The sequence below is a fragment of the Pandoraea communis genome, assembly GCF_902459745.1.
GTDB lineage: Bacteria > Pseudomonadota > Gammaproteobacteria > Burkholderiales > Burkholderiaceae > Pandoraea > Pandoraea communis.
Genome location: NZ_CABPSJ010000001.1, coordinates 219,900 through 240,881, shown reverse-complemented (window position 1 = coordinate 240,881; position 20,982 = coordinate 219,900). Strand labels below are relative to the sequence as shown.

General features: G+C 63.3%; 17 protein-coding genes. 15 read left to right on the top strand and 2 right to left on the bottom strand.

The genetic code is table 11. From position 1 onward, the window contains the following. Positions 1-75: 75 nt before the first annotated feature. The 7 genes from PCO31110_RS01180 (at position 76) to PCO31110_RS01150 (ending at position 9,287) form a co-directional block, all read left to right on the top strand. Positions 76-1,587: a CoA-acylating methylmalonate-semialdehyde dehydrogenase gene (locus PCO31110_RS01180; protein WP_010805027.1), complete on the top strand. Its 1,512-nt coding sequence runs from the start codon at positions 76-78 to the stop codon at positions 1,585-1,587. Between the two features lie 480 nt (positions 1,588-2,067). Beyond that, positions 2,068-2,928 (top strand): MurR/RpiR family transcriptional regulator, encoded by an 861-nt coding sequence (locus PCO31110_RS01175; RefSeq protein ID WP_010805029.1) that lies wholly within the window; start codon positions 2,068-2,070, stop codon positions 2,926-2,928. Positions 2,929-2,973: 45 nt separating this feature from the next. Then, a complete protein-coding gene (locus PCO31110_RS01170; protein WP_150689437.1) occupies positions 2,974-4,236 on the top strand; it encodes a diaminopropionate ammonia-lyase in 1,263 nt (420 codons plus the stop codon). 21 nt (positions 4,237-4,257) lie between these two features. Beyond that, positions 4,258-5,523 carry a M20 family metallo-hydrolase gene (locus PCO31110_RS01165; protein WP_370855799.1) on the top strand — a complete coding sequence of 422 codons (1,266 nt, stop codon included), beginning with the start codon at positions 4,258-4,260 and terminating at the stop codon, positions 5,521-5,523. Positions 5,524-5,611: 88 nt separating this feature from the next. Next, complete coding sequence (locus PCO31110_RS01160; protein WP_036663669.1) at positions 5,612-6,550, top strand: N-carbamoyl-D-amino-acid hydrolase; 939 nt, start codon at positions 5,612-5,614, stop codon at positions 6,548-6,550. A gap of 269 nt (positions 6,551-6,819) precedes the next feature. Beyond that, positions 6,820-8,118, top strand: coding sequence for an MFS transporter (locus tag PCO31110_RS01155; RefSeq protein ID WP_246189692.1), 1,299 nt, complete (start codon positions 6,820-6,822; stop codon positions 8,116-8,118). Positions 8,119-8,138: 20 nt separating this feature from the next. After that, entirely contained in the window at positions 8,139-9,287 is a 1,149-nt protein-coding gene (locus tag PCO31110_RS01150; RefSeq protein WP_246189691.1) for a YgeY family selenium metabolism-linked hydrolase, read from the top strand. Positions 9,288-9,334: 47 nt separating this feature from the next. On the opposite strand, the gene PCO31110_RS01145 is transcribed toward PCO31110_RS01150, so the two are convergent. Beyond that, positions 9,335-10,672, bottom strand: a complete 1,338-nt coding sequence (locus PCO31110_RS01145; RefSeq protein ID WP_150689435.1) for a DEAD/DEAH box helicase — start codon at positions 10,670-10,672, stop codon at positions 9,335-9,337. A 1,477-nt stretch (positions 10,673-12,149) separates the two neighbouring features. Here PCO31110_RS01145 and PCO31110_RS01135 point away from each other — a divergent pair. Next, positions 12,150-13,745: an MDR family MFS transporter gene (locus PCO31110_RS01135; RefSeq protein ID WP_150689433.1), complete on the top strand. Its 1,596-nt coding sequence runs from the start codon at positions 12,150-12,152 to the stop codon at positions 13,743-13,745. A 10-nt stretch (positions 13,746-13,755) separates the two neighbouring features. After that, positions 13,756-14,310: a MarR family winged helix-turn-helix transcriptional regulator gene (locus PCO31110_RS01130; RefSeq protein ID WP_150689432.1), complete on the top strand. Its 555-nt coding sequence runs from the start codon at positions 13,756-13,758 to the stop codon at positions 14,308-14,310. A 112-nt stretch (positions 14,311-14,422) separates the two neighbouring features. Here the strand turns inward: PCO31110_RS01130 and PCO31110_RS01125 are convergent, their stop codons facing one another. Then, positions 14,423-15,694 carry an amino acid deaminase gene (locus PCO31110_RS01125; RefSeq protein ID WP_150689431.1) on the bottom strand — a complete coding sequence of 424 codons (1,272 nt, stop codon included), beginning with the start codon at positions 15,692-15,694 and terminating at the stop codon, positions 14,423-14,425. Between the two features lie 164 nt (positions 15,695-15,858). On the opposite strand from PCO31110_RS01125, the gene PCO31110_RS01120 reads away from it, so the two are divergent. The 6 genes from PCO31110_RS01120 to PCO31110_RS01095 all read left to right on the top strand — a co-directional run bounded on the left by PCO31110_RS01120 (position 15,859) and on the right by PCO31110_RS01095 (position 20,982). Continuing rightward, positions 15,859-16,740, top strand: coding sequence for a MurR/RpiR family transcriptional regulator (locus tag PCO31110_RS01120; RefSeq protein WP_010805046.1), 882 nt, complete (start codon positions 15,859-15,861; stop codon positions 16,738-16,740). Position 16,741: 1 nt separating this feature from the next. Beyond that, the gene (locus PCO31110_RS01115) at positions 16,742-18,232 is read left to right on the top strand and encodes an N-acyl-D-amino-acid deacylase family protein (RefSeq protein ID WP_150689430.1); all 1,491 of its coding nucleotides are present in this window, start codon (positions 16,742-16,744) and stop codon (positions 18,230-18,232) included. 45 nt (positions 18,233-18,277) lie between these two features. Next, the gene (locus PCO31110_RS01110; protein WP_036663661.1) at positions 18,278-18,664 is read left to right on the top strand and encodes a RidA family protein; all 387 of its coding nucleotides are present in this window, start codon (positions 18,278-18,280) and stop codon (positions 18,662-18,664) included. A 579-nt stretch (positions 18,665-19,243) separates the two neighbouring features. Then, positions 19,244-19,765, top strand: coding sequence for a hypothetical protein (locus PCO31110_RS01105; RefSeq protein ID WP_150689429.1), 522 nt, complete (start codon positions 19,244-19,246; stop codon positions 19,763-19,765). A 238-nt stretch (positions 19,766-20,003) separates the two neighbouring features. Beyond that, positions 20,004-20,474, top strand: a complete 471-nt coding sequence (locus PCO31110_RS01100; RefSeq protein WP_010805050.1) for a hypothetical protein — start codon at positions 20,004-20,006, stop codon at positions 20,472-20,474. 16 nt (positions 20,475-20,490) lie between these two features. Continuing rightward, complete coding sequence (locus PCO31110_RS01095; protein ID WP_150689428.1) at positions 20,491-20,982, top strand: hypothetical protein; 492 nt, start codon at positions 20,491-20,493, stop codon at positions 20,980-20,982.

Sequence of the window (20,982 nt, the reverse complement as noted above, 5' to 3'; positions counted from 1 at the left end):
AATGATACCGCCTATGCGTCGCCCCCGGCGATTCATACACTGCTGGCATCGTTCATCCATTCATGAGGAGTCGAAATGCAAGCGTTCAACGATACCGCCGACGTGGTTCATTACATCCAGGGCCAACGCGTGAAGGGGAACAGCGAGCGGACTCAGCCGGTTTTCAACCCGGCGACGGGTGCCAGCGCGCGTCGATTGGTGCTGGGGGAGACGTCTGACGTCGATGCGGCCGTGGCCAGCGCCAAGGCGGCGTTCCCGGCATGGAGCGACACACCGCCCATTCGCCGTGCTCGCGTCATGCTGAAGTTCCTCGAATTGATGAACAAGCATCGCGACGAACTCGCCGCGATCATCACCGCCGAGCACGGCAAGGTGTTTTCGGACGCGCAGGGCGAAGTCTCCCGCGGTATCGACGTGATCGAATTCGCCTGTGGCATTCCGCAGTTGCTCAAGGGCGACTACACCGAGCAGGTGTCGACCGGTATCGATAACTGGACGACGCGTCAGGCGCTTGGCGTTGTTGCCGGCATTACGCCCTTCAACTTCCCGTGCATGGTCCCGTGCTGGATGTTCCCGGTGGCCATCGCCGCGGGCAACGCCTTCGTCCTGAAGCCGAGCGAGCGCGATCCGTCGGCGTCGCTGTTCATGGCCGATCTGCTCAAGCAAGCGGGCCTGCCGGACGGCATTTTCAACGTGGTGCAGGGCGACAAGGTGGTTGTCGACGCGTTGCTCACGCATCCGGACGTCAAGGCGGTCAGCTTCGTCGGCTCGACCCCGATTGCGAACTACATCTACGAGACCGGCGCGAAGCACGGCAAGCGCGTGCAGGCACTGGGCGGCGCGAAGAACCACATGGTCGTGATGCCCGACGCGGATCTCGATCAGGCCATCGACGCGCTGGTCGGCGCGGGCTACGGTTCGGCGGGCGAGCGCTGCATGGCCATTTCGGTGGCGGTGCTGGTCGGCGACGTTGCCGACAAGATCATGGATCGTCTGGCCGAGCGCGCCCGCACGCTGGTCATCAAGAACGGCATGGAGCCGGACGCCGAGATGGGGCCGATCGTGACCCGGCAATCGCTTGAGCGTATCGAGAGCTATATTGCCCTGGGGGTGGAAGAGGGCGCCAAGCTGGTGGTCGACGGCCGCGGGCTGAAAGTGCCGGGCCATGAAGCGGGCTTCTTCACCGGCGGCACGTTGTTCGATCATGTCACACCGGAAATGCGCATCTACAAAGAAGAGATCTTCGGCCCGGTGCTCGCATGCGTGCGCGTGAAGGACTTCACCGAAGCGGTCGATCTGATCAACGCACACGAGTTCGGCAACGGTGTGGCGTGCTATACCCGAGACGGCCACGTCGCGCGTGAGTTCGGCCGCCGTATCGAAGTGGGTATGGTCGGCATCAATGTGCCCATTCCCGTGCCGATGGCATGGCATGGCTTCGGTGGCTGGAAGCGCAGCTTGTTCGGCGACATGCATGCCTACGGCGAAGAAGGCGTGCGCTTCTACACCAAGCAGAAGTCGATCATGCAGCGCTGGCCGGAGAGCACCGAAAAGGGCGCCGAGTTTGCGATGCCGACGGCAAAGTAAATCGTAGGGACAGCGCCGGATTGCCGTTCCTGGGCGGTGCAACGGGTTATCCCGTTGCACCGCTTTTTTCTTGGGAATGTCGCGGTTGGCGCGCATCCAGTGCCCGCGGCATTGCCGCCGGCGCTGGCACGTTTGCCTTTGCTCAGCTCACCTTCCAGACGCTGATCGCCCCCACGTCTTTGAATCACTCCTGCTCGCCCGGTCCATCGACGTAGCCATTTTTGCAGGGGCAGGTCCTCCTTGATGCGCCACTGCGTCAATCCATCTCCATGCCAATCCCACCGCGGACGATCGATCGCCCGCGAAATACTATTTTTTTTCTCTTTGACACTTTATTTTCGTTTACATAGTTTACTGAAATATAAGTTCCAAAAATGCCATGCTGTTGAAACGCGCGATGCAAACGGCGCGGTCGGTGGCAGCATGCTGGAACCCGCAACTTTGCGCCCGCCGGCAACGGACGGGCGATTGGAAAACACCATGAACGGCACGCTTCAAGACCGGATTCTGCAACTGCAAGACGATTTCACGCCCAGCGAGAAACGTCTGGCGGATGTGACCCTGGCCCACTTGCCGCAGTTGGCCTCGTATTCCGCCACCGAGCTGGCCGAGATGGCCGAGGTGTCGAAGGCATCGGCGGCACGCTTTTTCAAGCGTCTTGGCTATGAGACGTTCAACGATCTGCGCACCCGCATGCGCGACGACGCCGATCACGGCTCGCCCCTCTTCGCCCTGGCGGGCATTGCGGCACCGCAGGCCGAGGGCGACGCCCCGGAAGGCGCGCTTGGCGCGCATCTGGCGACCGATCTGCAGAATCTGGCACACACCTTCGAGCGTATTGACGCAGCCGATCTCGAGCGAGCTGTGGAAATCGGCGCACGCGCGCGGCGTGTCTTCATCGCGGGGTTCCGCAACGGCCGGGTGCTCGCGCAATACATGTGGGCATTGCTCACTCAGGTGCGCGACGGCGTGTTGCTTGTGCCGGGCGCGGGTCTGAACCTGGCGGAAGACCTGGCCGACATGGGCGCCGGCGACATGCTCGTCGTGATGGACTTCCGCCGCCGCGTGACGCTGCTGCGTCCGATGGTCGAGCACGCCAACCGCGTGGGCGCGCACGTCGTGATTCTGACCGATCCGACCGCGACCGAACTGCCGGCGCGCAGCGACGTCGTGCTGCGCTGTGTGAATCGCACGACCGGCATGTTCGATTCGTATGTCGCCGTCATGAGCCTGATCAACCACTTTTGCACGCGTCTGGGCATCGCCCTGGGCGACGCGGCGCGCGAGCGCCTCGCTCACATCGAGCGTCTGCACGACGACTACGGCGACTTGCGCCGTTAGCCGGTAGTTCACCGACAGATCCATCCAGAGAAACGAGGAGATTGTATGACCCACCCCCTTCCCAATCTGCGCCTGCAGCGCTTCGTGAACCCGGCCATCGAGCCCGGCGCACGCTATGGCGAAGCGCGCCGCGCGATTCTGGGCGGCGACGCGTTTGCCACGGCATCGCGTGAAATCACGCGCTGGCCCGGCTACGCCGAGACGCCGCTCGTGGCGCTCGACGGGTTGGCACGTACCGCAGGCGTTGCACAGATCCGATACAAGGACGAGGCCGGCCGGTTCGGGCTGGGAAGCTTCAAGGCGCTGGGGGGCGCATACGCCGTGAGCCGCCTGCTGATCCGCGAGATCGAGGCGCGCACCGGGGAGACGGGCATCACCGTGGCAGACCTGTTGTCGGGACGCTTTGCCGACCTGACCCGCACGCTGTGCGTCACTTGCGCCACCGATGGCAATCACGGCCGCTCGGTGGCCTGGGGGGCACAACGCTTCGGTTGCCAGTGCGTGATCTATGTTCACGCGACGGTCAGTCAAGGACGTGTCGACGCCATTGCGCACTACGGCGCCGAGGTTGTGCGCACGGCGGGCAACTATGACGATGCCGTGCGTCAGGCGGCGGAAGATGCGGCGCGTCTGGGCCGCTTCGTGGTGTCCGATACGTCGTACCCCGGCTACATGGACGTGCCCAAGGACGTGATGCAGGGCTACGCCGTGATGGCCGACGAAGCGTTGCGTCAGTTTCGCGACGAAACGGGACAACTGCCGACGCACGTCTTCCTGCAAGGGGGCGTGGGCGGCTTGGCGGCTGCCGTGCTGGCGCATTTCTGGGAAACGCTCGAGGCTCGCGGCGAATCGCGTCCGCGCTTCATCGTGGTCGAGCCGGAAAAGGCGGCGTGCCTCTTCGAGAGCGCACGCGCCGGCAAGCCGGTGGCCGTCCATGGCGATCTCGATACCGTGATGGCCGGGCTGGCGTGCGGCGAAGTGTCGTTGCTCGCCTGGGAAATTCTGCGCCCCGGTGCGCACGCCTTTCTGACCATCGATGACGAGTCGGCATTGGAGACCATGCGCATCCTCGCGCAAGGCCGCTTCGGCGACGCGCCGATGGTGGCGGGCGAGTCTGCCGTGGCGGGTCTCGCGGGTTGTCTTGGCGCCGCCGCCGACGCGCAGTCGCGGGCCGAACTCGGTCTCGACGCCTCAAGCCGAGTGCTGGTCTTCGGCAGCGAAGGCGCGACCGACCCGGTGCTGTTCGAGACAATCGTCGGCAAATCCGCCGAAGCCGTGACAGCCGCCGCCGTCAAACAAGCCGCCTGACTACCGGAGCCGGAACGCACCATGAGCATGCTTTTCCCTGCCACTTCCCCGGACGGCGCAATGTCGGATCTGCGCATCGATTTGCCGCGCCTGCTTGCCCGCATCGCTGCGCTGGCGGAAGTCGGCGCGATCGATGGCGGCGGTTGCAGCCGTCTGGCGCTCACCGACGACGATGGCGAGGGCCGCAAGCGCGTCGTCGGCTGGATGCGCGACCTAGGGCTGACGGTGAGTGTGGACGCCATCGGCAACGTCGTGGGCGTACGTGCCGGTCGTGAAGACGGCCCGCCGGTGATGACGGGCTCGCACATCGATACCGTACGCACGGGCGGTCGTTACGACGGCAACCTGGGCGTGCTTGCCGGACTGGAGGTCATCGCTGCACTCAATGACGCGGGCGTAGTCACGCGCCGTCCGCTCGCAGTGGGCTTCTTTACGAACGAGGAAGGCGCGCGCTTCTCGCCCGACATGATGGGCAGCCTGGTTTATGTGGGGGGCATGCCGTTGGACGACGCGCTCGGCACCGTGGGAATCGATGGCACCACCGTGAGCGAGAACCTCACCCGCATCGGCTTCGCCGGCCAGCGTCCGGTCGGCAAACCCGATGTGCACGCGTTCGTCGAATTGCACGTCGAACAAGGGCCGGTGCTGGAGCACGAGGGCATCACGATTGGCGCCGTGACGGGAGTGCAGGGCATTCACTGGACCGAATTCACGGTCGAGGGGGTGTCGAACCACGCGGGTACCACGCCGATGCGCATGCGTCACGATGCCGGCTACGCGGCCTGCACCATTGCCAGCTTCGCTCGCGAAGTGGCGCGTGAGTTGGGCGGCGCACAGTTGGCGACCGTGGGACATGTGTCCGTCTCGCCGAACCTCATCAACGTGATTCCGAACCGCGCGGTCTTCACCGTCGACCTGCGCAATACCGATGCCGAGGTGCTCGCCGAAGCCGTGCGTCGCGTCTTTGCGAAGGCCGACGCGGTGGCCGAGGCCGAGGGCGTACGCATCACGCATCGCTCGCTGGCGGACTTCGCGCCGGTGCAGTTCGACGAGCGCATCGTCGCGCGTGTCGAATCGCTGGCGCGGGCGCGGGGGCATTCGGTGCGGCGCATGCCGAGTGGCGCGGGCCACGACGCGCAGATGCTTGCCCGCGTTTGCCCGGCCGGCATGATTTTCGTGCCGAGCGTAAAGGGCCTCTCGCACAACGTGGCCGAATTCACCCACGACACCGATATCGGCGCCGGGGCCAATCTGCTGCTCGCGATCATGACCGAGCTTGCAGCGTAGTTCATGCAATTGTCTGACTGTCCCCCTGAAGGAGGCGCCCGGAATGCCGGCCGCTCAGGGGTTCGAGATTCATCAAGGAGATAACGAAATGTCCCGTATCGTCAACGTCGCCGCCGCGCAGCTCGGACCGATCCAGCGCGCCGATTCCCGAGCCGACGTGATGGAGCGTCTGCTCGCTCATCTGCACAACGCGCATGCGATGGGCTGCCACCTCGTGGTCTTCCCCGAGTTGGCGCTCACGACGTTCTTCCCGCGCTGGTACATGGAAGACCCGGTCGAGATCGACGCATTCTACGAGCGCGAGATGCCCGGCCCGCAGACGCAGGTGCTGTTCGACACGGCCAAACGTCTGGGTATCGGCTTCTACCTCGGGTATGCCGAGATTACGCTCGACGACGCTGGTCGTGCGCGGCGCTTCAATACATCGATTCTGGTGGGCGCCGACGGCAACATCATCGGCAAGTACCGCAAGGTGCATCTGCCGGGCCACGCCGAGAACGAGCCGTGGCGCGCGTTCCAGCATCTGGAAAAGCACTACTTCGAGCCGGGCGACTCGTTCGACGTCTGGCGTGGCTTCGGCGGCGTGATGGGCATGGCGCTGTGCAACGACCGTCGCTGGTCGGAGACCTACCGCGTGATGGGGTTGCAGGGGGTCGAGATGATCCTGCTCGGCTACAACACGCCCGTGCACAATCCGCCGGCGCCGGAGCACGACGACCTGTCGATGTTCCACAATCAGTTGGTGATGCAGGCCGGGGCGTACCAGAACGGTACGTGGGTGGTCGGCGTCGCAAAGGCGGGCAAGGAAGAGGGCTGCGAGATGATCGGCGGGAGCTGCATCATCGCCCCGTCGGGGGAAGTGGTGGCGGCGTGCTCGACCAAGGGCGACGAACTCGCCATCGCACGTTGCGATCTCGATCTGTGTAATTCGTACAAGAGCACTACGTTCAATTTCGCAAAGCACCGCCGTCCGGAGGCGTATCGCATGATCGTCGAGCGGCGCGGAGCCGTAGCGCCGGAGGCTTGATGCCGCCGGCATGCAGGGCGTGAGACGCGAAAGCGTCTGACGAGGGGGCGCGCGGCAGGCAACGCGACGCCTCCAGATTTTCCAACCCCCCATAACAGGCATGCAGGCCGCGAGGCCCGCAGGGGAACGTGTTGCCCGAAGCTTATGCCGAAGTCTTCGTGTGCATCACGCCTGGCCAACAGTTCGTCACGATTATTTTCGCGCTGGAGCCTATGATGAAAAACGCACCGTCCCCTGTATCCCTAGCGGGCAGCTCGCCCGAGCAACGCATGCATGCCGACCCTCGCGTCCTGAGCGACGCCGACGACAATACGCTGTATCGCCGCGTGGCATGGCGGCTGGTCCCGTTCCTGATGCTTTGCTACGTGGCCGCGTTCCTCGATCGCGTGAACGTCGGTTTCGCGAAGCTGCAGATGCTCGACGATCTGGGCTTTTCCGAGACCGTGTACGGCCTGGGTGCAGGCATCTTCTTCATTGGTTACTTCCTTTTCGAAGTGCCCAGCAACGTGCTGATGCATCGCATCGGCGCCCGGAAGACACTGGCGCGCATCATGGTTCTGTGGGGCGTGATCTCTGCCGCCATGGCCTTCACGCAAACGCCTACCCAGTTCTACGTGCTGCGCTTCCTGCTCGGTGCAGCCGAAGCCGGCTTCTATCCGGGCATCATCCTGTATCTGACGTACTGGTTCCCGTCGGCGCGTCGCGGCCAGATCATCGCCATCTTCATGACGGCCGTGCCTTTCGCCGGCATTCTCGGCGGCCCGTTCTCGGGCTGGATCATGCAGACGTTCCACATGGGGCATGGCATGGCCGGCTGGCAATGGATGTTCGTCATCGAAGCCGTGCCGTCGCTGGTGCTGGGTGTCGCGGTGCTGGCCTACCTCGACGACCGTATCACCGACGCTAGCTGGCTCAACGACGCGGAGAAGGCACGTCTCGCCCACAATGTCGCCGCGGAAACGCGCGAGAAGGTCGAGCACGTTTCGCTGTGGAAGCTGCTGCAGGATCGACGCGTGCTGCACATGGCGCTGATTTGCTATTGCACGGTGTCGAGCCTTTCGGGCCTTGCGTTCTGGATTCCCTCTGTCATCAAGTCGACTGGTGTGAAGTCGCTGCTGGAGATCGGCTTGCTGACCGCCGTGCCCAACGCCTGTGCGGTGGTGTCGATGGTGCTGGTGTGCCGTCATTCCGACAAGACGCGCGAGCGCCGCTGGCACATGGTGATTCCGTTCGTCGTTGGGGGCGCGGGTCTGATCCTGTCGACGTTGTTCGGTCATAACCCGCCGGTCGCCGTTGCGATGCTCTCGGTGGCTGCCGCCGGCTGCATGGTCTGCTCGCCGCTCTTCTGGAGTTTGCCGACGGCCTTCCTCGAAGGGCGCAGTGCCGCTGCGGGCATCGCGGGCATCAACGCCTTCGCCGGTTTGGCCGCGTTCGTCAGCCCGTATGCGATCGGCTGGATCAAGGACACCACCGGATCGACCGACTGGGGCATGTACTTCCTCGCGAGCTTCGCGTTCATCGGTGCCTTCCTGGTGCTGCGAGTGCCGGCGCGGCTCGTCAATCGCTAAGCATGGGGAGCCGGAACGACATGACGATCGACGTCATTGCTCTGACGCAGGAAATGGTGCGCACGCCGAGCCTCTCGGGCGACGAGGGGAGCATGGCGGCGCTGGTGGAGCGGCGCATGCGGGACCTCGGTTTCGACGAGATCCATCGCGACGAGAACGGCTCGGTGCTGGGCCTCATCGGCCCGGCAGGCACCGATGTTGCCGTACTGTTCGACGGCCACATGGATGTCGTGCCGGTGGTCGGCCAGTGGCGTGTCGAGCCTTTCGGGGGCGAGATTCGCGATGGCCGGCTCTACGGGCGCGGCAGCACCGATATGAAGGGCGGCATCGCGGCGGCCATGTGCGGAGTCGCGCAGGCGGCGGCCACGGCGCGCCTCACGCAGCGCGTCGCGGTATCGGCCAGTGTGATGGAGGAGGTGATCGAAGGCTTTGCGCTGGCACCGGTCCTTGATCGGTGTTCGCCTGCGGCCGTCATCATCTGCGAGCCGTCGAAGTTGCAGATCAAGTCGGGGCAGAAGGGGCGCATGGAGATTCTGCTGACGTTCGAAGGCACCCCTGCGCACGCGGCGTCGCCCGAGTGCGGCGTGAATCCGTTGCACGCGGCTGCGCAGGCCCTGATCGCCTTGCAGGATCTGCAATTGCCGACGCATTCGTCGCTGGGAGAAGCGTTGCTGGTGCCGACGGACATCGTATCGACACCGTACCCGTCGATCTCGATGATTCCGACGGCGGTGACGATCCGTTTCGACCGGCGCACGTTGCCGGGCGAAACATCGCAGGACGTACTCTCCGCGATCGAATCGCGACTGCATGCGGCAGGACTGGAGCGCTTCACGCTCGCGGTGACAGGCGACAAGGTGAGGACATTCACCGGATGCTGTGCACGGCCATTCCGATGGCTGCCCGCATGGCAGATGGCGGACGATCACGCGCTGGTGTCGGCGGCGGGGCGCGCAGTCCGGGCGGCGGGTCGTGTCGCCAGCCTCGGTACATGGCGTTTCTGCACCAATGGATCGGAGTCTGCGGGCCGCCGCGGCATTCCGACGATTGGGCTAGGGCCGGGTAACGAGGAGGACGCGCACACGATAGATGAATCGATCGCCCTCGATCAACTTGAAGGCGCTTGCGACATCTATCGCGAACTGGCACTTCAACTGGCGACACAGTAGTGGTGCGGGGACGCATTCTCACGGCTGGCGCGACGCAGCCCCACGGATCAGGGGCGGCGTTTGCCGTGACCACCTGCGGGTCTGCCTGCGGGCTTGCGTGAACCCGTAGCCGGCTTGCCGGCAGGTTGGCTACGCGGTTTTTTGCTTGGCGCCGGCAGGCCGCCCGGCGTAGCCAGCGGCACTTTGGGCTTCTTAGGCTTCTTGGGTTTCTTGATGATCTGGCCGGTCGCGCTCGTCTGCGGCACGCGGTGTTCGGCTTCGAAACCCGGCACTTCTTCGCGGGGCAGCGTTTGCCGGATCAGCGCTTCGATCGCGGCGAGTTGCGGCGCTTCGTCGGCACACACGAGAGACACCGCCACGCCGCTGGCGCCCGCGCGGCCGGTGCGGCCAATACGGTGCACATAGTCTTGCGCCACGATCGGCAGATCGACGTTGATCACTAGTGGCAGGTCGTCGATATCCAGTCCGCGCGCGGCCACATCGGTGGCGACCAGCATCTGGACTTCACCCGTCTTGAAGCGCTCCAGCGCACGCAAACGCGCGGGTTGCGGTTTGTCGCCATGGATGGTGTCGACCGCGTAGCCTGCTTCGTCCAGTATGGCCGCCAGGTAATCCACGCCGTTGCGGGTTTTGACGAACACCAGCGCGTGTTGCCAGTGGTTCTCGGCCACAAGGTGCATGAAGAGGTCGGGCTTGTTTTTCTTATCCACCGTCACCACCCACTGCTTGATCTTGCTGACCGTGGTATTGGGCGGGTTGACGCTGACATTGACCGGGCTGCGCAGAATGCTCGACGCCATGGTGCGGATGTCGTCGGTAAACGTGGCAGAGAACAGCAGGGTCTGGCGCTGAGCGGGCAAGGCGGCGAAGACGGCGTTGAGTTCGCGTGAAAAGCCCAGATCCAGCATGCGGTCGGCTTCGTCCAGCACCAGCGTTTGCACTTGATCGAACTGCACGGCGTTCTGGCGGTTGAGATCGAGCAAACGGCCCGGCGTGGCAACGAGCACATCCACGCCTTTGCGCAACTTCATCATCTGCGGGTTGAGACTCACCCCGCCGTAGGCGGCCAGAAATCGCAAGTCGAGGCCTTTGCCGTAAGCGACGAAGCTTTGCAGCACTTGCTCAGCCAGTTCACGCGTGGGCAGCAGCACCAGAACACGCGCACGGTTGCTCGACACCGCCGGGCCGTGTTGCACCAGCCGCTGCAACAGCGGCAGTGCAAAAGCCGCCGTCTTGCCCGTGCCGGTCTGTGCCTCAGCCATGACGTCCTTGCCACTGAGCACAGCAGGAATCGCCTTGGCCTGCACCGGTGTAGGTGTCTGGTAATTGCGTTCCTGCAGATTGCGCAGCAACGGGTCGATCAGGCCAAGCGAGGTGAAAGACATGGACGTATTCGGGGCTAAAACCGCAATTCTAGCCGTTACCGCGCTGATTGCAGTGGGGAGACCTGTCGTCGAAAGGGGCGGCGTAGATACTTTGTTCCTAACGCCCTGTCGCGATCCACTCGCGCACGCCAAAGGTTCAAACGCGACCGGCCGTGCCTGACCGGAAACTTCCGCTGACTAGCAGCGGCTTCTGACCTTGGATTCGACCGGTCGTTACCGGCAGATTCCGACCCGGGGCGGTCTTTCATCTTTCCCCGCGGCGGACACTCAGGAAGCCTTCACTTATCTGTCAAGTACAGGCGGTCGCCTCCCTCGCACCGTGCGCACGCTGTCGTAGGTGTTGTCAGGACCTATCACTTGACCGCTAAAGCGCTCGAACCAAGCGAATGGGGCAATGCGCGAATCTGGAGGGGCCTCACAGAATTTCCAGAACTCGCCATTCGGTGCGACAAAAATAGGAGCGGTTGAGTCTGGATCGCGTCCGTTTGTTCGCTCTAGGTAACAGCGAACCAACCATCGCACTCTGTCGGGTGCATCCACGCGCAATTCGCTGGAAGTGGGTGGTTGTTGCTTCTGATCTCTTGCGCGCTGCTCCAGGATATGTGGGGGTGGAACGCCGTGCAGGACTAGTGCGTAAAAGCCCGCCCAATTGCTGGGCTCTGGCCATTCGCGCTGATATGCCTCCTGCTCCGCAGGCGATATGGCTCGGAACCACTTGACCCACTGATCCCAATAAACCTCTCCGTGCCCCATTCTCCAACCAATGCTACCCCACGGGATGAGTGGAAACGCTGCCCATACTGGCTTTTTCGACATATCCATGTCCGAAAGAATGGTGAGGTCAATATTCTCAGTTTGCCACCGGCCGATGCGATGCTACGACGAAATCTCGTCATTCAATTTCAATACTTGCCAATTGAACGGCCGATCTACATTTCGGCGTCACGAACCTCACGCCCGAGAGCGAGACTCAACTTGGCGCACAAGACGGTAAGCCACCCAATCCATATTGGCGTTTCGAGTTCGCCGCAGAACTGGATACCACCAGGCTCGACTGAGGCCCAAATGAATCTAGCGTCGCCCTCTCGCCCATACCAAGCCGGCCCGTGCTCATCCTCTATCCAACCGTCCATCGACCTGTAGACGGCCCCAACTTTGGCCCACTCTTGCTCCGAAATATCGGATCGAACGTTAAGGGTGATTTCCTGTCTCATGGCCCCTCTCAATGTATGCGTTTGTGCGCGGGGATTGTCGACGATTTACGCCAGTACGTCGAATGTCCCAAGCTGGCCGAAAGCCGTCGTCACCTTGACCCGCGCGCGGTATGCACTTGCTCGGAATTCAATTCGGCCCGTCCCCCTGACGCCGAGGGATGCCCCGCCCCCGCCTTGCCCCCCAACTGACAACCCGGCTTGGAAGCCCTCCGCACTTAACGTGCTAGAATCTTTGACTGATCAAACATTGATCCGTCCAAAAAATGGCTCCCAGTCCCAGTACCCCGCATTCGGCGGGGCAGGTATTGCCCTTCCGGCAGTCGCTCGTGGCGATGCTCGGCCTTTGTTTCTGCACGATGATGGTGGCGCTCGATCAGACCGTCGTTGGCACCGCGTTGCCAACCATCGTTGCGGAACTCAAGGGGTTCGAGTACTACGCCTGGGTCGCAACGTCATATCTCCTGACCTCTGTCATTACCGTGCCGATCTTCGGCCGGCTCGGGGACTTCTACGGACGCAAACCGTTCGTCGTCGCCGCCATCATCGTCTTCACCGCGGCCTCCGTCCTGTGTGGTGCCGCCACCAGCATGCCGTTCCTCGTCATCGCGCGGGCCCTGCAAGGCATCGGCGGCGGCATGCTCGTCGGTACCGCGTTCGCCTGCATCCCGGAACTGTTTCCCGATTCGCACGTGCGTCTGCGCTGGCAGGTCATGCTCAGTTCCGCGTTCGGCATCGCCAACGCCATCGGCCCCTCACTCGGCGGCTTCCTCACTGAAGGCTACGGCTGGCGTTCGGTCTTCTACGTCAACGTGCCGGTCGGTCTGCTCGGCCTCTGGTTCGTCGCACGCCACCTGCCGCATATGCGCGCCGAAGGCCATGGCAAGGCGAGCCTCGACTGGCTCGGCGCGCTGCTCATCACCGCTGCCCTCGGCAGTTTGCAGATGCTCGTCGAATGGCTGCCCGCCGACGGTCTCTCTCGCGGCGTGGTGACGTTGCTCGTTGTCTTGGTCGTCTCGTCGTATGCACTTTACTGGTGGGAGAAGCGCACATCGCATCCGATCCTCCCCTTCGAGATGTTCCGCGACAAGAGTCTGGCGCCGCTCTTCGTGCTGTCCGTGTTCGCAGGCTTCGCTATGTTCGGCGTGCTCTTCTACGCGCCGCTGATGCTGCAAGGCGGTTTCGGACTCTCGCCGCGTGAAACCGGTTTGCTCATTACGCCGATGGTGGTGTGCATCACCGTGGGCAGCATCGTAAACGGCCGGCTCATCACCCGTTTGCGGAACCCGAACGTCATGCTCTACGGCGGCTTTTTCCTGCTCGCGCTCGCTTGCGCAGGCGTCGTCACCACGCATCGCGGCACACCTCACGGTCTGATCGCGACCTATATGCTGCTTGCCGGTCTCGGCCTTGGCTTCGTCATGCCGAACCTTACGGTCTTCGCGCAGGAAGTCGCCGGGCGCGCGCATCTCGGCATTGCGACCGCACTCATGCAATCGCTGCGGATGATCGGCGGGATGCTCGGCACGGCCATCGTCGGCACGCTCGTGAATCACAGCTACACCGCGCGCGTGAAGGAGGCCCTCGCCGTCAGCGAGGGCACGCAGTGGACCGCTCAACTCTCCGACCCGCAGATTCTCGTGAACACTCAGGCGCAAAACGACTTCATGATGACACTCGCGCACATGGGCCAGAACGGCGCACTGTTTATCGAGTCGGCGCGCACGTCGCTCGTTGCGGCTATTCACAACGGACAGATGGTCTCGCTCGCGGCGGCGCTTGCCGGTCTGTGGTTCGTGCGGCGCGTGCCGCTCATTCGTCTGACGCGCGGCGCGAAGCCGCAGGCGCCCGCCGGGGAGTGACGCGATGCCCATGCCACTGAAACGTAACGTCGTCCAGCAACTCAGCCTGACGTATCGGGCGATGATGCTTGCGTTCGACGCGCAGGTCGGCCATCCCCTGCCGCGTTGGCGAATCATTCTCGCGCTGGCGGAACGTGGCACCTGTTCGCAGAAGTTTCTCGCGGAACACTGCCGGCTCGATCCCGCGTCGCTCACGCGTCAGTTGCAGTCGATGGAAGCGCTCGGCTGGCTCTCGCGCGCGACCGATCCGCAAGACAATCGCCTCACGAATGTCACGCTTACCGCAACAGGCATGACCGTGTACGACGAGGCGACGCCACGCCGTCAAGCCTTCTTCGACGACGCGCTCGCAGGCATGACACCTGCAGAGATCGCAACGCTGGAAAGTGCGCTGGGTCATCTCGAGGCGCAGTTCAAGGCGGTGGCGACTCGGGCGAAAGAGGCCGAGCCGGTCGAGAAGGCCAGTGGTGAGACCAAACGACGAACTGCTGCCGCCCCAGCCGAACCGGCCTCGCCCGTGCCCGTCGCCGCACCGCGAAAACGCGCGTCACGAAGACAGTCGTAAGCGTGTGCGTGCGACGATGTCGTGAGACGAAAAAAGCCGCCCATCGGGCGGCTTTTCTCCTTTTTTTCTTGCGGCTGAGTCCGCGTATTTCGCGTGCCAAACGCGCCGGCATTCAGAAGAACGTCTGTACGATCTCGATGACGTTGTAGTCACTGTCGACGACCGGCAGATGACGCCATTTGTCGAACGTGAGGCACGGATGCGAAATGTCGAACGCGATCATGTCGCCGACGCGGACGTCGTCGCCCGGCGCAATGCGCAGGTACGCATGCTGATCCATCATGCCGGTGATTTCCCAGTGCGCGGGCGTCGCCTTCGGTGTCTTGCTCTGCCCCGGGCGAAACTGCTGCGCCGGCTCCGGCATGCCCGCATCGAACGCCGCATCGCGCTTGCCGAGGGCGATGATGGCGCGCTCCGGCTCGGGGATCGACTGTACGTACGCCCACAGTTGCAGTGCCGGCTGCAGTTGCGAACGCATTTGTTTCGCGATCGGGTTACGCGTGGCGATCTGCGCCTGCGCGGCCTTGTAGATACCCACGTCGTGCGTGAGGTAGCAGCCGGGGCGCAGAACCACGTCGAGCACCGTGCCCACGTCCTTGTGTGCAAACTCATCTGCGACCACGTCGTACCACGCAGAACCCGCGCCGGAGAGCACCGCCGGGCTGCGCTCGATGCGACCCGCCGCGACCAGCTCGCGCGTCATGCTCACCGCACGTTGCAGGAACGCGCGGATGTCCGCCTCGGTGCTGAGCACGCCTTCATAGACTTCCACGCCGGCCAGCTTCACGGCGTCGTGGTACTGCGTCAGCGCGTCGAGCACGGCTTGGTGCTGCGTGGCGTCGCGCACGCCGGTACGTCCGCCCGTCACGCCCAGTTCGATCAGGACTTGAATCGATTGACCGCGCGCGCGGAAGAACTCGCCCAGATGCGCCACCGCAGCGGCAGAGTCCACCAGGCAGAAGAATTCGAAATCGGGGTCTTTCAGCAGATCGGCGATCACCGCCATGTTGCGTTTGCCGACGAGCTGGTTCGCCATGAGGATGCGTCGCACGCCATGGTGATACGCCGCGTTGGTCTGCTGCGCCGTGGCCAACGTGATGCCCCACGCACCGCCCTCGAGCTGACGGCGGAACAGCTTCGGCGCCATCGTCGTCTTGCCGTGCGGCGCGAGCTTCACACCGTACTCATGAACGAACCGCTGCATCCACGCCAGGTTGTGACGAATCTTGTCTTCATAGAGCACGGCGGTCGGCAGGCTCAGGTCTTCGTTGAGCAAATTCCAGCCCAATCCGGTCGTTGCAGACGGTGCAAGCGGGGCATTCAACGCACCCAAGCCCTTGTTGAGGGTATCGATCATGCCATGCTGATAGTTTGTATCATTCATTGAGAATCCTCCACGTGACAATGCGCCGACAACCGCCGGATGGCTCCTATAATAGCTTTTAATTATCAGTTTTTGATCGATTTGTTATAAAGTACCAAAAAATTAGCGAATCTTTCAAAAAGGCATCCCGGCGAATTGCCGCGGGTGCCACACAGATCAGAGATATGGCCGAAACCTTCGATATCGTGACGCGCGTTGCCGAACGCAGCGACGCGTTGAGTCAGGCAGAGCGCAAAGTCGCGCAGGTGGTGCTGGAAGATGTGGCGGGCGCGGCGGCGGCATCGATCAATGTGCTGGCCGAACGCGCGGGGGTAAGCGAGGCGAGCGTGACGCGCTTTGCCAAGGCGATGGGCTGCCGCGACGTGCGCGATCTCAAGCTGCGTCTGGCCCAGGCGGCCGTGGTCGGTCAGCGCTTTTTCGGCGCGAACGCGGCGAACGGGCAAGACGGCGCGGGCGAGACCATCGACCGGATCGCCGACGATATTCAAACCACGTTGCAGGTGCATCGCGGCCTCATCAAACCGGAAGTGGTGCGGCGTGCGGCGGACCGGTTGTTATCGGCGCGCATGGTGTACGCCTTCGGCATGGGCGGGGGTTCGTCGCTAATGGCTGACGAAGCGCGCTACCGGCTCGTGCGTCTGGGGCGGCCCGTGGCGAGCTATCAGGACGCCGTGATGGCCCGCATGGTCGCCGGCACGCTCGGCCGCGACGACGTCGTGCTGGCCTTCTCGGTGAGCGGCCACACGCCCGAACTGGTCTCCGCATGCGAGATCGCGCGGGAGTACGGCGCACAGGTGGTGGCGATCACCGCGACAGGCTCGCCGCTCGCGGCGTTGGCCGACGAGGTGTTGCCGATCCGTGCGCTGGAAACGGATTTCATTTTCAAACCGTCGTCTTCGCGTTACGCGATGCTGCTGGCGATGGATGTGCTGGCCACGGAACTGGCGTTGCTCGCCAAGCCGCAGAGCCAGGCGCTGTTGCGGCGGATCAAGTACGTGCTCGACACGCATCGGGGCGGCGGCGATCGCCAGCCTCTGGGAGATTGATATGACTGACAGACTTGCGAACCGGACGGTGGACACCCTCATCACTAACGTATGTCTGGCGGACGGCTCCGGCGCGCCGATGACCGACGAGCGTTTCGACGTCGCGCTGCGCGACGGTCGTATTCACACGATCGCGCAGGCAGGTGCACTGTCCGGCTGGCATGCCGTGCAACAGATTCACGGGGACGGCTACGTACTGAGCCCGGGGTTCATCGACGTACATACCCACGACGACACAAACGTTGTACGTACACCGGAAATGACGCCCAAGCTCTCGCAGGGCGTGACGACGGTCGTTGTCGGCAACTGCGGCATCAGCGCGTCGCCGGTGGTACTCAAAGGAGATCCGCCCGACCCGATGAACCTGCTGGGAGACGCCGGCGCGTTCCGGTATCCGACCTTCGCCGCCTATGTCGACGCGCTCGAGAAAGCGCAGCCGGCGATCAATGTGGCCGCGCTGATCGGCCATACCGCGTTGCGCAATAACCATATGGATCGGCTAGACAGGCCCGCGACCGAAGCGGAAATCGAGGGCATGCGCGCGCAATTGCGCGAAGCGCTCGAACACGGCGCGTTGGGACTGTCGACCGGTCTTGCCTACGCAAACGCGAATGCCGCGCCGACCGAGGAAGTGCTCGCGCTGGCCGAGCCGATCGCCGAGGCGGGCGGTCTCTATGCGACGCACCTGCGCACCGAATTCGCCGAGATTCTCGAAGCGCTCGATGAAGCCTTCCGCATCGGACGCCATGCGCGTGTGCCGGTCGTTGTCTCGCACCTGAAGTGTGCGGGCGTGGATAACTGGGGACGCAGTACAGAGATTCTCGAGGCGCTCGACAACGCGCAACGCTTCCAGCCGGTCGGCTGCGACTGTTATCCGTATACGGCGAGTTCGTCGACGCTCGATCTCAAACAGGTGACGGACGACTTCGACATTCTCGTGACGTGGTCGCAACCGTACCCGGCGCAAGGCGGCAAGCTGCTGGCGACGATTGCCGGCGAGTGGGGCGTCGATCTGATGGAAGCGGCGAAGCGTCTGCAACCGGCGGGCGCCGTGTATCACTGCATGGAAGAGGACGATGTGCGCCGCATCCTGCGTCATCCGGCGACTGTCGTCGGCTCGGACGGGCTGCCGAACGATCCGTTGCCGCATCCGCGTCTGTGGGGCGCGTTCCCGCGCGTGCTCGGCCGCTATAGCCGCGAGCAGCAATTGTTTCCGCTCGCCGAGGCCGTGCACAAGATGACGGGCCTTTCTGCCGAGCGTTTCGGATTGACGCAGCGCGGTTTCGTGCGCGAAGGCTACTGGGCCGATCTGGTGTTGTTCGATCCGGCCACGGTGGCCGATGCCGCCACCTTCACCGATCCGATGCAGCCGGCGTATGGTATCGCCGCCGTATGGGTCAACGGGGTGTTGTCGTGGCAGGACCGTGCGCCTACGCAGAATGCGCGTGCAGGCCGTTTCGTGCGTCGCGGCGCGCCCCAACCGGTGTTTTGAATCAGTGTTGTTGAAGCCGTTTTGTCGAAAGGAGCGATGATGAGTATCAAACGATATGGCGTGGAAGGCGGGCAGGGCACAGGTGGCCAGCGCATGCCATTTGCACGCGCCACCGAAGCCGATGGCTTCCTGTTCGTCTCGGGGCAGACCCCGATGAAAGACGGCGAAGTGATTGATGGGGGCATCGTCGCCCAGACGCATCAGGCCATTCAGAACATGCTGGCGATACTTGCCGAGGCCGGTTACGGCACCGAGCACGTGATGCGCTGCGGCGTATGGCTGGACGATCCGCGCGACTTCGCGTCGTTCAACAAGGTATTCAAGGAGTACTTCGGTGAACACCCGCCCGCGCGCGCTTGCGTGGTGTCGAGCATGGTGATCGACTGCAAGGTGGAGGTGGATTGCGTGGCATACAAGAAGCCTGCCGCCTAAGCCAATTTCCTCATTGGCGGCCCCCCGGGTACCTGTTTCACAAAGTCTACGGTTTGGCTTCGATGGCACAGGAGGAGAAGGGCGTGCAGGCTTGCGTTTCCTAACCTGTGAGGAGACGAACCGTGAGACTGGACTCAAATTCGGTACCGGCTGTACAGCGCGCCGCGATACCGCAGCATTCGGAGGGCCTGACCCAGAGCGATTCTGCCATCCACATCGACTTCCCGCCTGCGCCTGACGATGTACGACTTCATCGGCAAATGGGAGGCCGAGTATGTCAGGAGGGATGTTCGTCATTGTTGACGGGGCTGGCTGTGACGGTTCTCGGCTTGGCGGGCGTAGTGAGTGGCGCGTATTTTGTTGTCGACGCTGCGGCGACGGTTGACGATTCGTCGCTGGCGCGAAGCAATCAGAGGTCTGAATACACCGCAGGCGGGTCACTTCTCGGGCTCGGGGTGTTGGCTGTCACGATCGGTCTCAGCCGGCTTTGCGCGGGGTGGGAGGAACGTCGCGCGTCGGCGGCCGAAATGCAGGAAATGCGCGTAGGGCCACAGTACGAAATGAATGGAGGGGCGGCACGTGAATACGCTTGAGATCCCGATCGGGGATAACCCTTCGTCGAAAGACATCGCCATCACGATCGATTCGGCGCTCAATCTGGTGCGCGATACCGGCAAAAAATATGAGGCATTGGGTTTGCCGCAACCCGGTGAGTGGGATGCGACACAGTGCGACACTGCCTACCGCCGCGGTTACGGCGCATTTGAGCGTGGCGATTATGCGCAGGCCATCGAGTGTTTCGCTCCCCTGCTATCGGCATGTCCGCTCGAGGCCGACTACGCAGTTGCGCTGGCGCTTTCGGTCCAGCGGCATGGTAAGCCCGAGGTGGCGTTGTCTTTGTTCATGGCGGCGGCATTGATGGACGAGGAGGCGCCGGGGCCGACGTATCGCATTGGTGAATGTCTGATCGAGCTACAGCACTTCGAGGCGGCGTATCGCGCCATGAAGGAGACGCTGCATCGATGCGCCGGTCAGCCGAAGTACGCGGACGTAGGCAATGCCGCGCGCAAATTGATGGTCAAGGTCAGTTCCCGGCGCTAACCGGTAAGCAAGCACTCCTGAGATGAAATGGCGACGGGACTCACTCACCCGTCGCCATTTTTTTTGAGCGTCTCCAGATCGCGATGGCGGCATCGTCGCCCGTTTTCGTTTTTACACCACGCTTTCACATTGACGGGCACCTTGGTAACCGTTTCGCAAAGTTTGCGGTTTGCCTTCGATGGCCGGCGACATCGATTGAGCGCAGTCTTCAATTTTCCGATCAGAAAGGAGACGGACTGTGAGCCAAGGGTCAATTTCGGGAGCGGGTCTGCAAGCGCCGCAGCACCACGCGCCAGTCGAATCTGCCGAGCAGGGGCAGGTCAACATCGATTTTCCGCTAACGCCCGACGAGGTGCGTTTTCGATTTCGGGCGATAGACCGTCTCGCCGCTGCGGGGTGCGCCTCCGGACTGGTGGGCCTGGCGAGTACCGTCCTGGGATTGGCGGGGCTCGCGGGTGCCGCGTACATCTGCCTCGAGGCCAATGCGGAGCCCGATAACTCGATCGCCGCGCACAACCGCCGGTGGTTGGGATACGGCTTTGGCGGGGGCATGGGATTCGTGTCGTCGGTAGCGGTGACGTTCGGTCTCACTCAGGTGTGTCAGTCGTTGCAAAAGCGTCGCGCGGCGGCGCAGGAAATCGCTACGCTGAGCACGCGTGTGCAATTCGCGAATACTTATGCGGAGGACTCCCGGCGTGAGCCCGTTTGAAATTCCCCAAAGTAAGATGCCATCCTCGCAGGACATCGCCGATGAGATAGACGTGGCGCTCGCTGCGGTGCGCGACGCCGAAAAGCAGCGCGAGGCGATGGGAATGCCACGCCCCGGTGCGTGGGACGCGATGCAGTGCGATACCGCCTATCGCTGCGGCTACGGCGCGTTCGAGCGCGGCGACTATGCGCAGGCCATCGAATGTTTCGCGCCGCTGCTATCGGCGTGTCCGCTCGATGCCGACTATGCGGTGGCCCTGGCGCTTTCGGTGCAACGGCACGGCGAGCCCCGGGCGGCGCTGCCGCTGTTCATGGCCGCGGCGTTGATGGACGAGGAGGCGCCCGGTCCGATGTATCGCGTTGGCGAGTGTCTGATCGAGCTACAGCATTTCGAAGCGGCGTACCGGGCCATGAAGGAGACGCTGCATCGATGCGCCGGTCAGCCGAAGTATGTGAACGTAGGCAATGCCGCGCGCAGGATGATGGCCAGGGTCAGCTATCTGAACTGA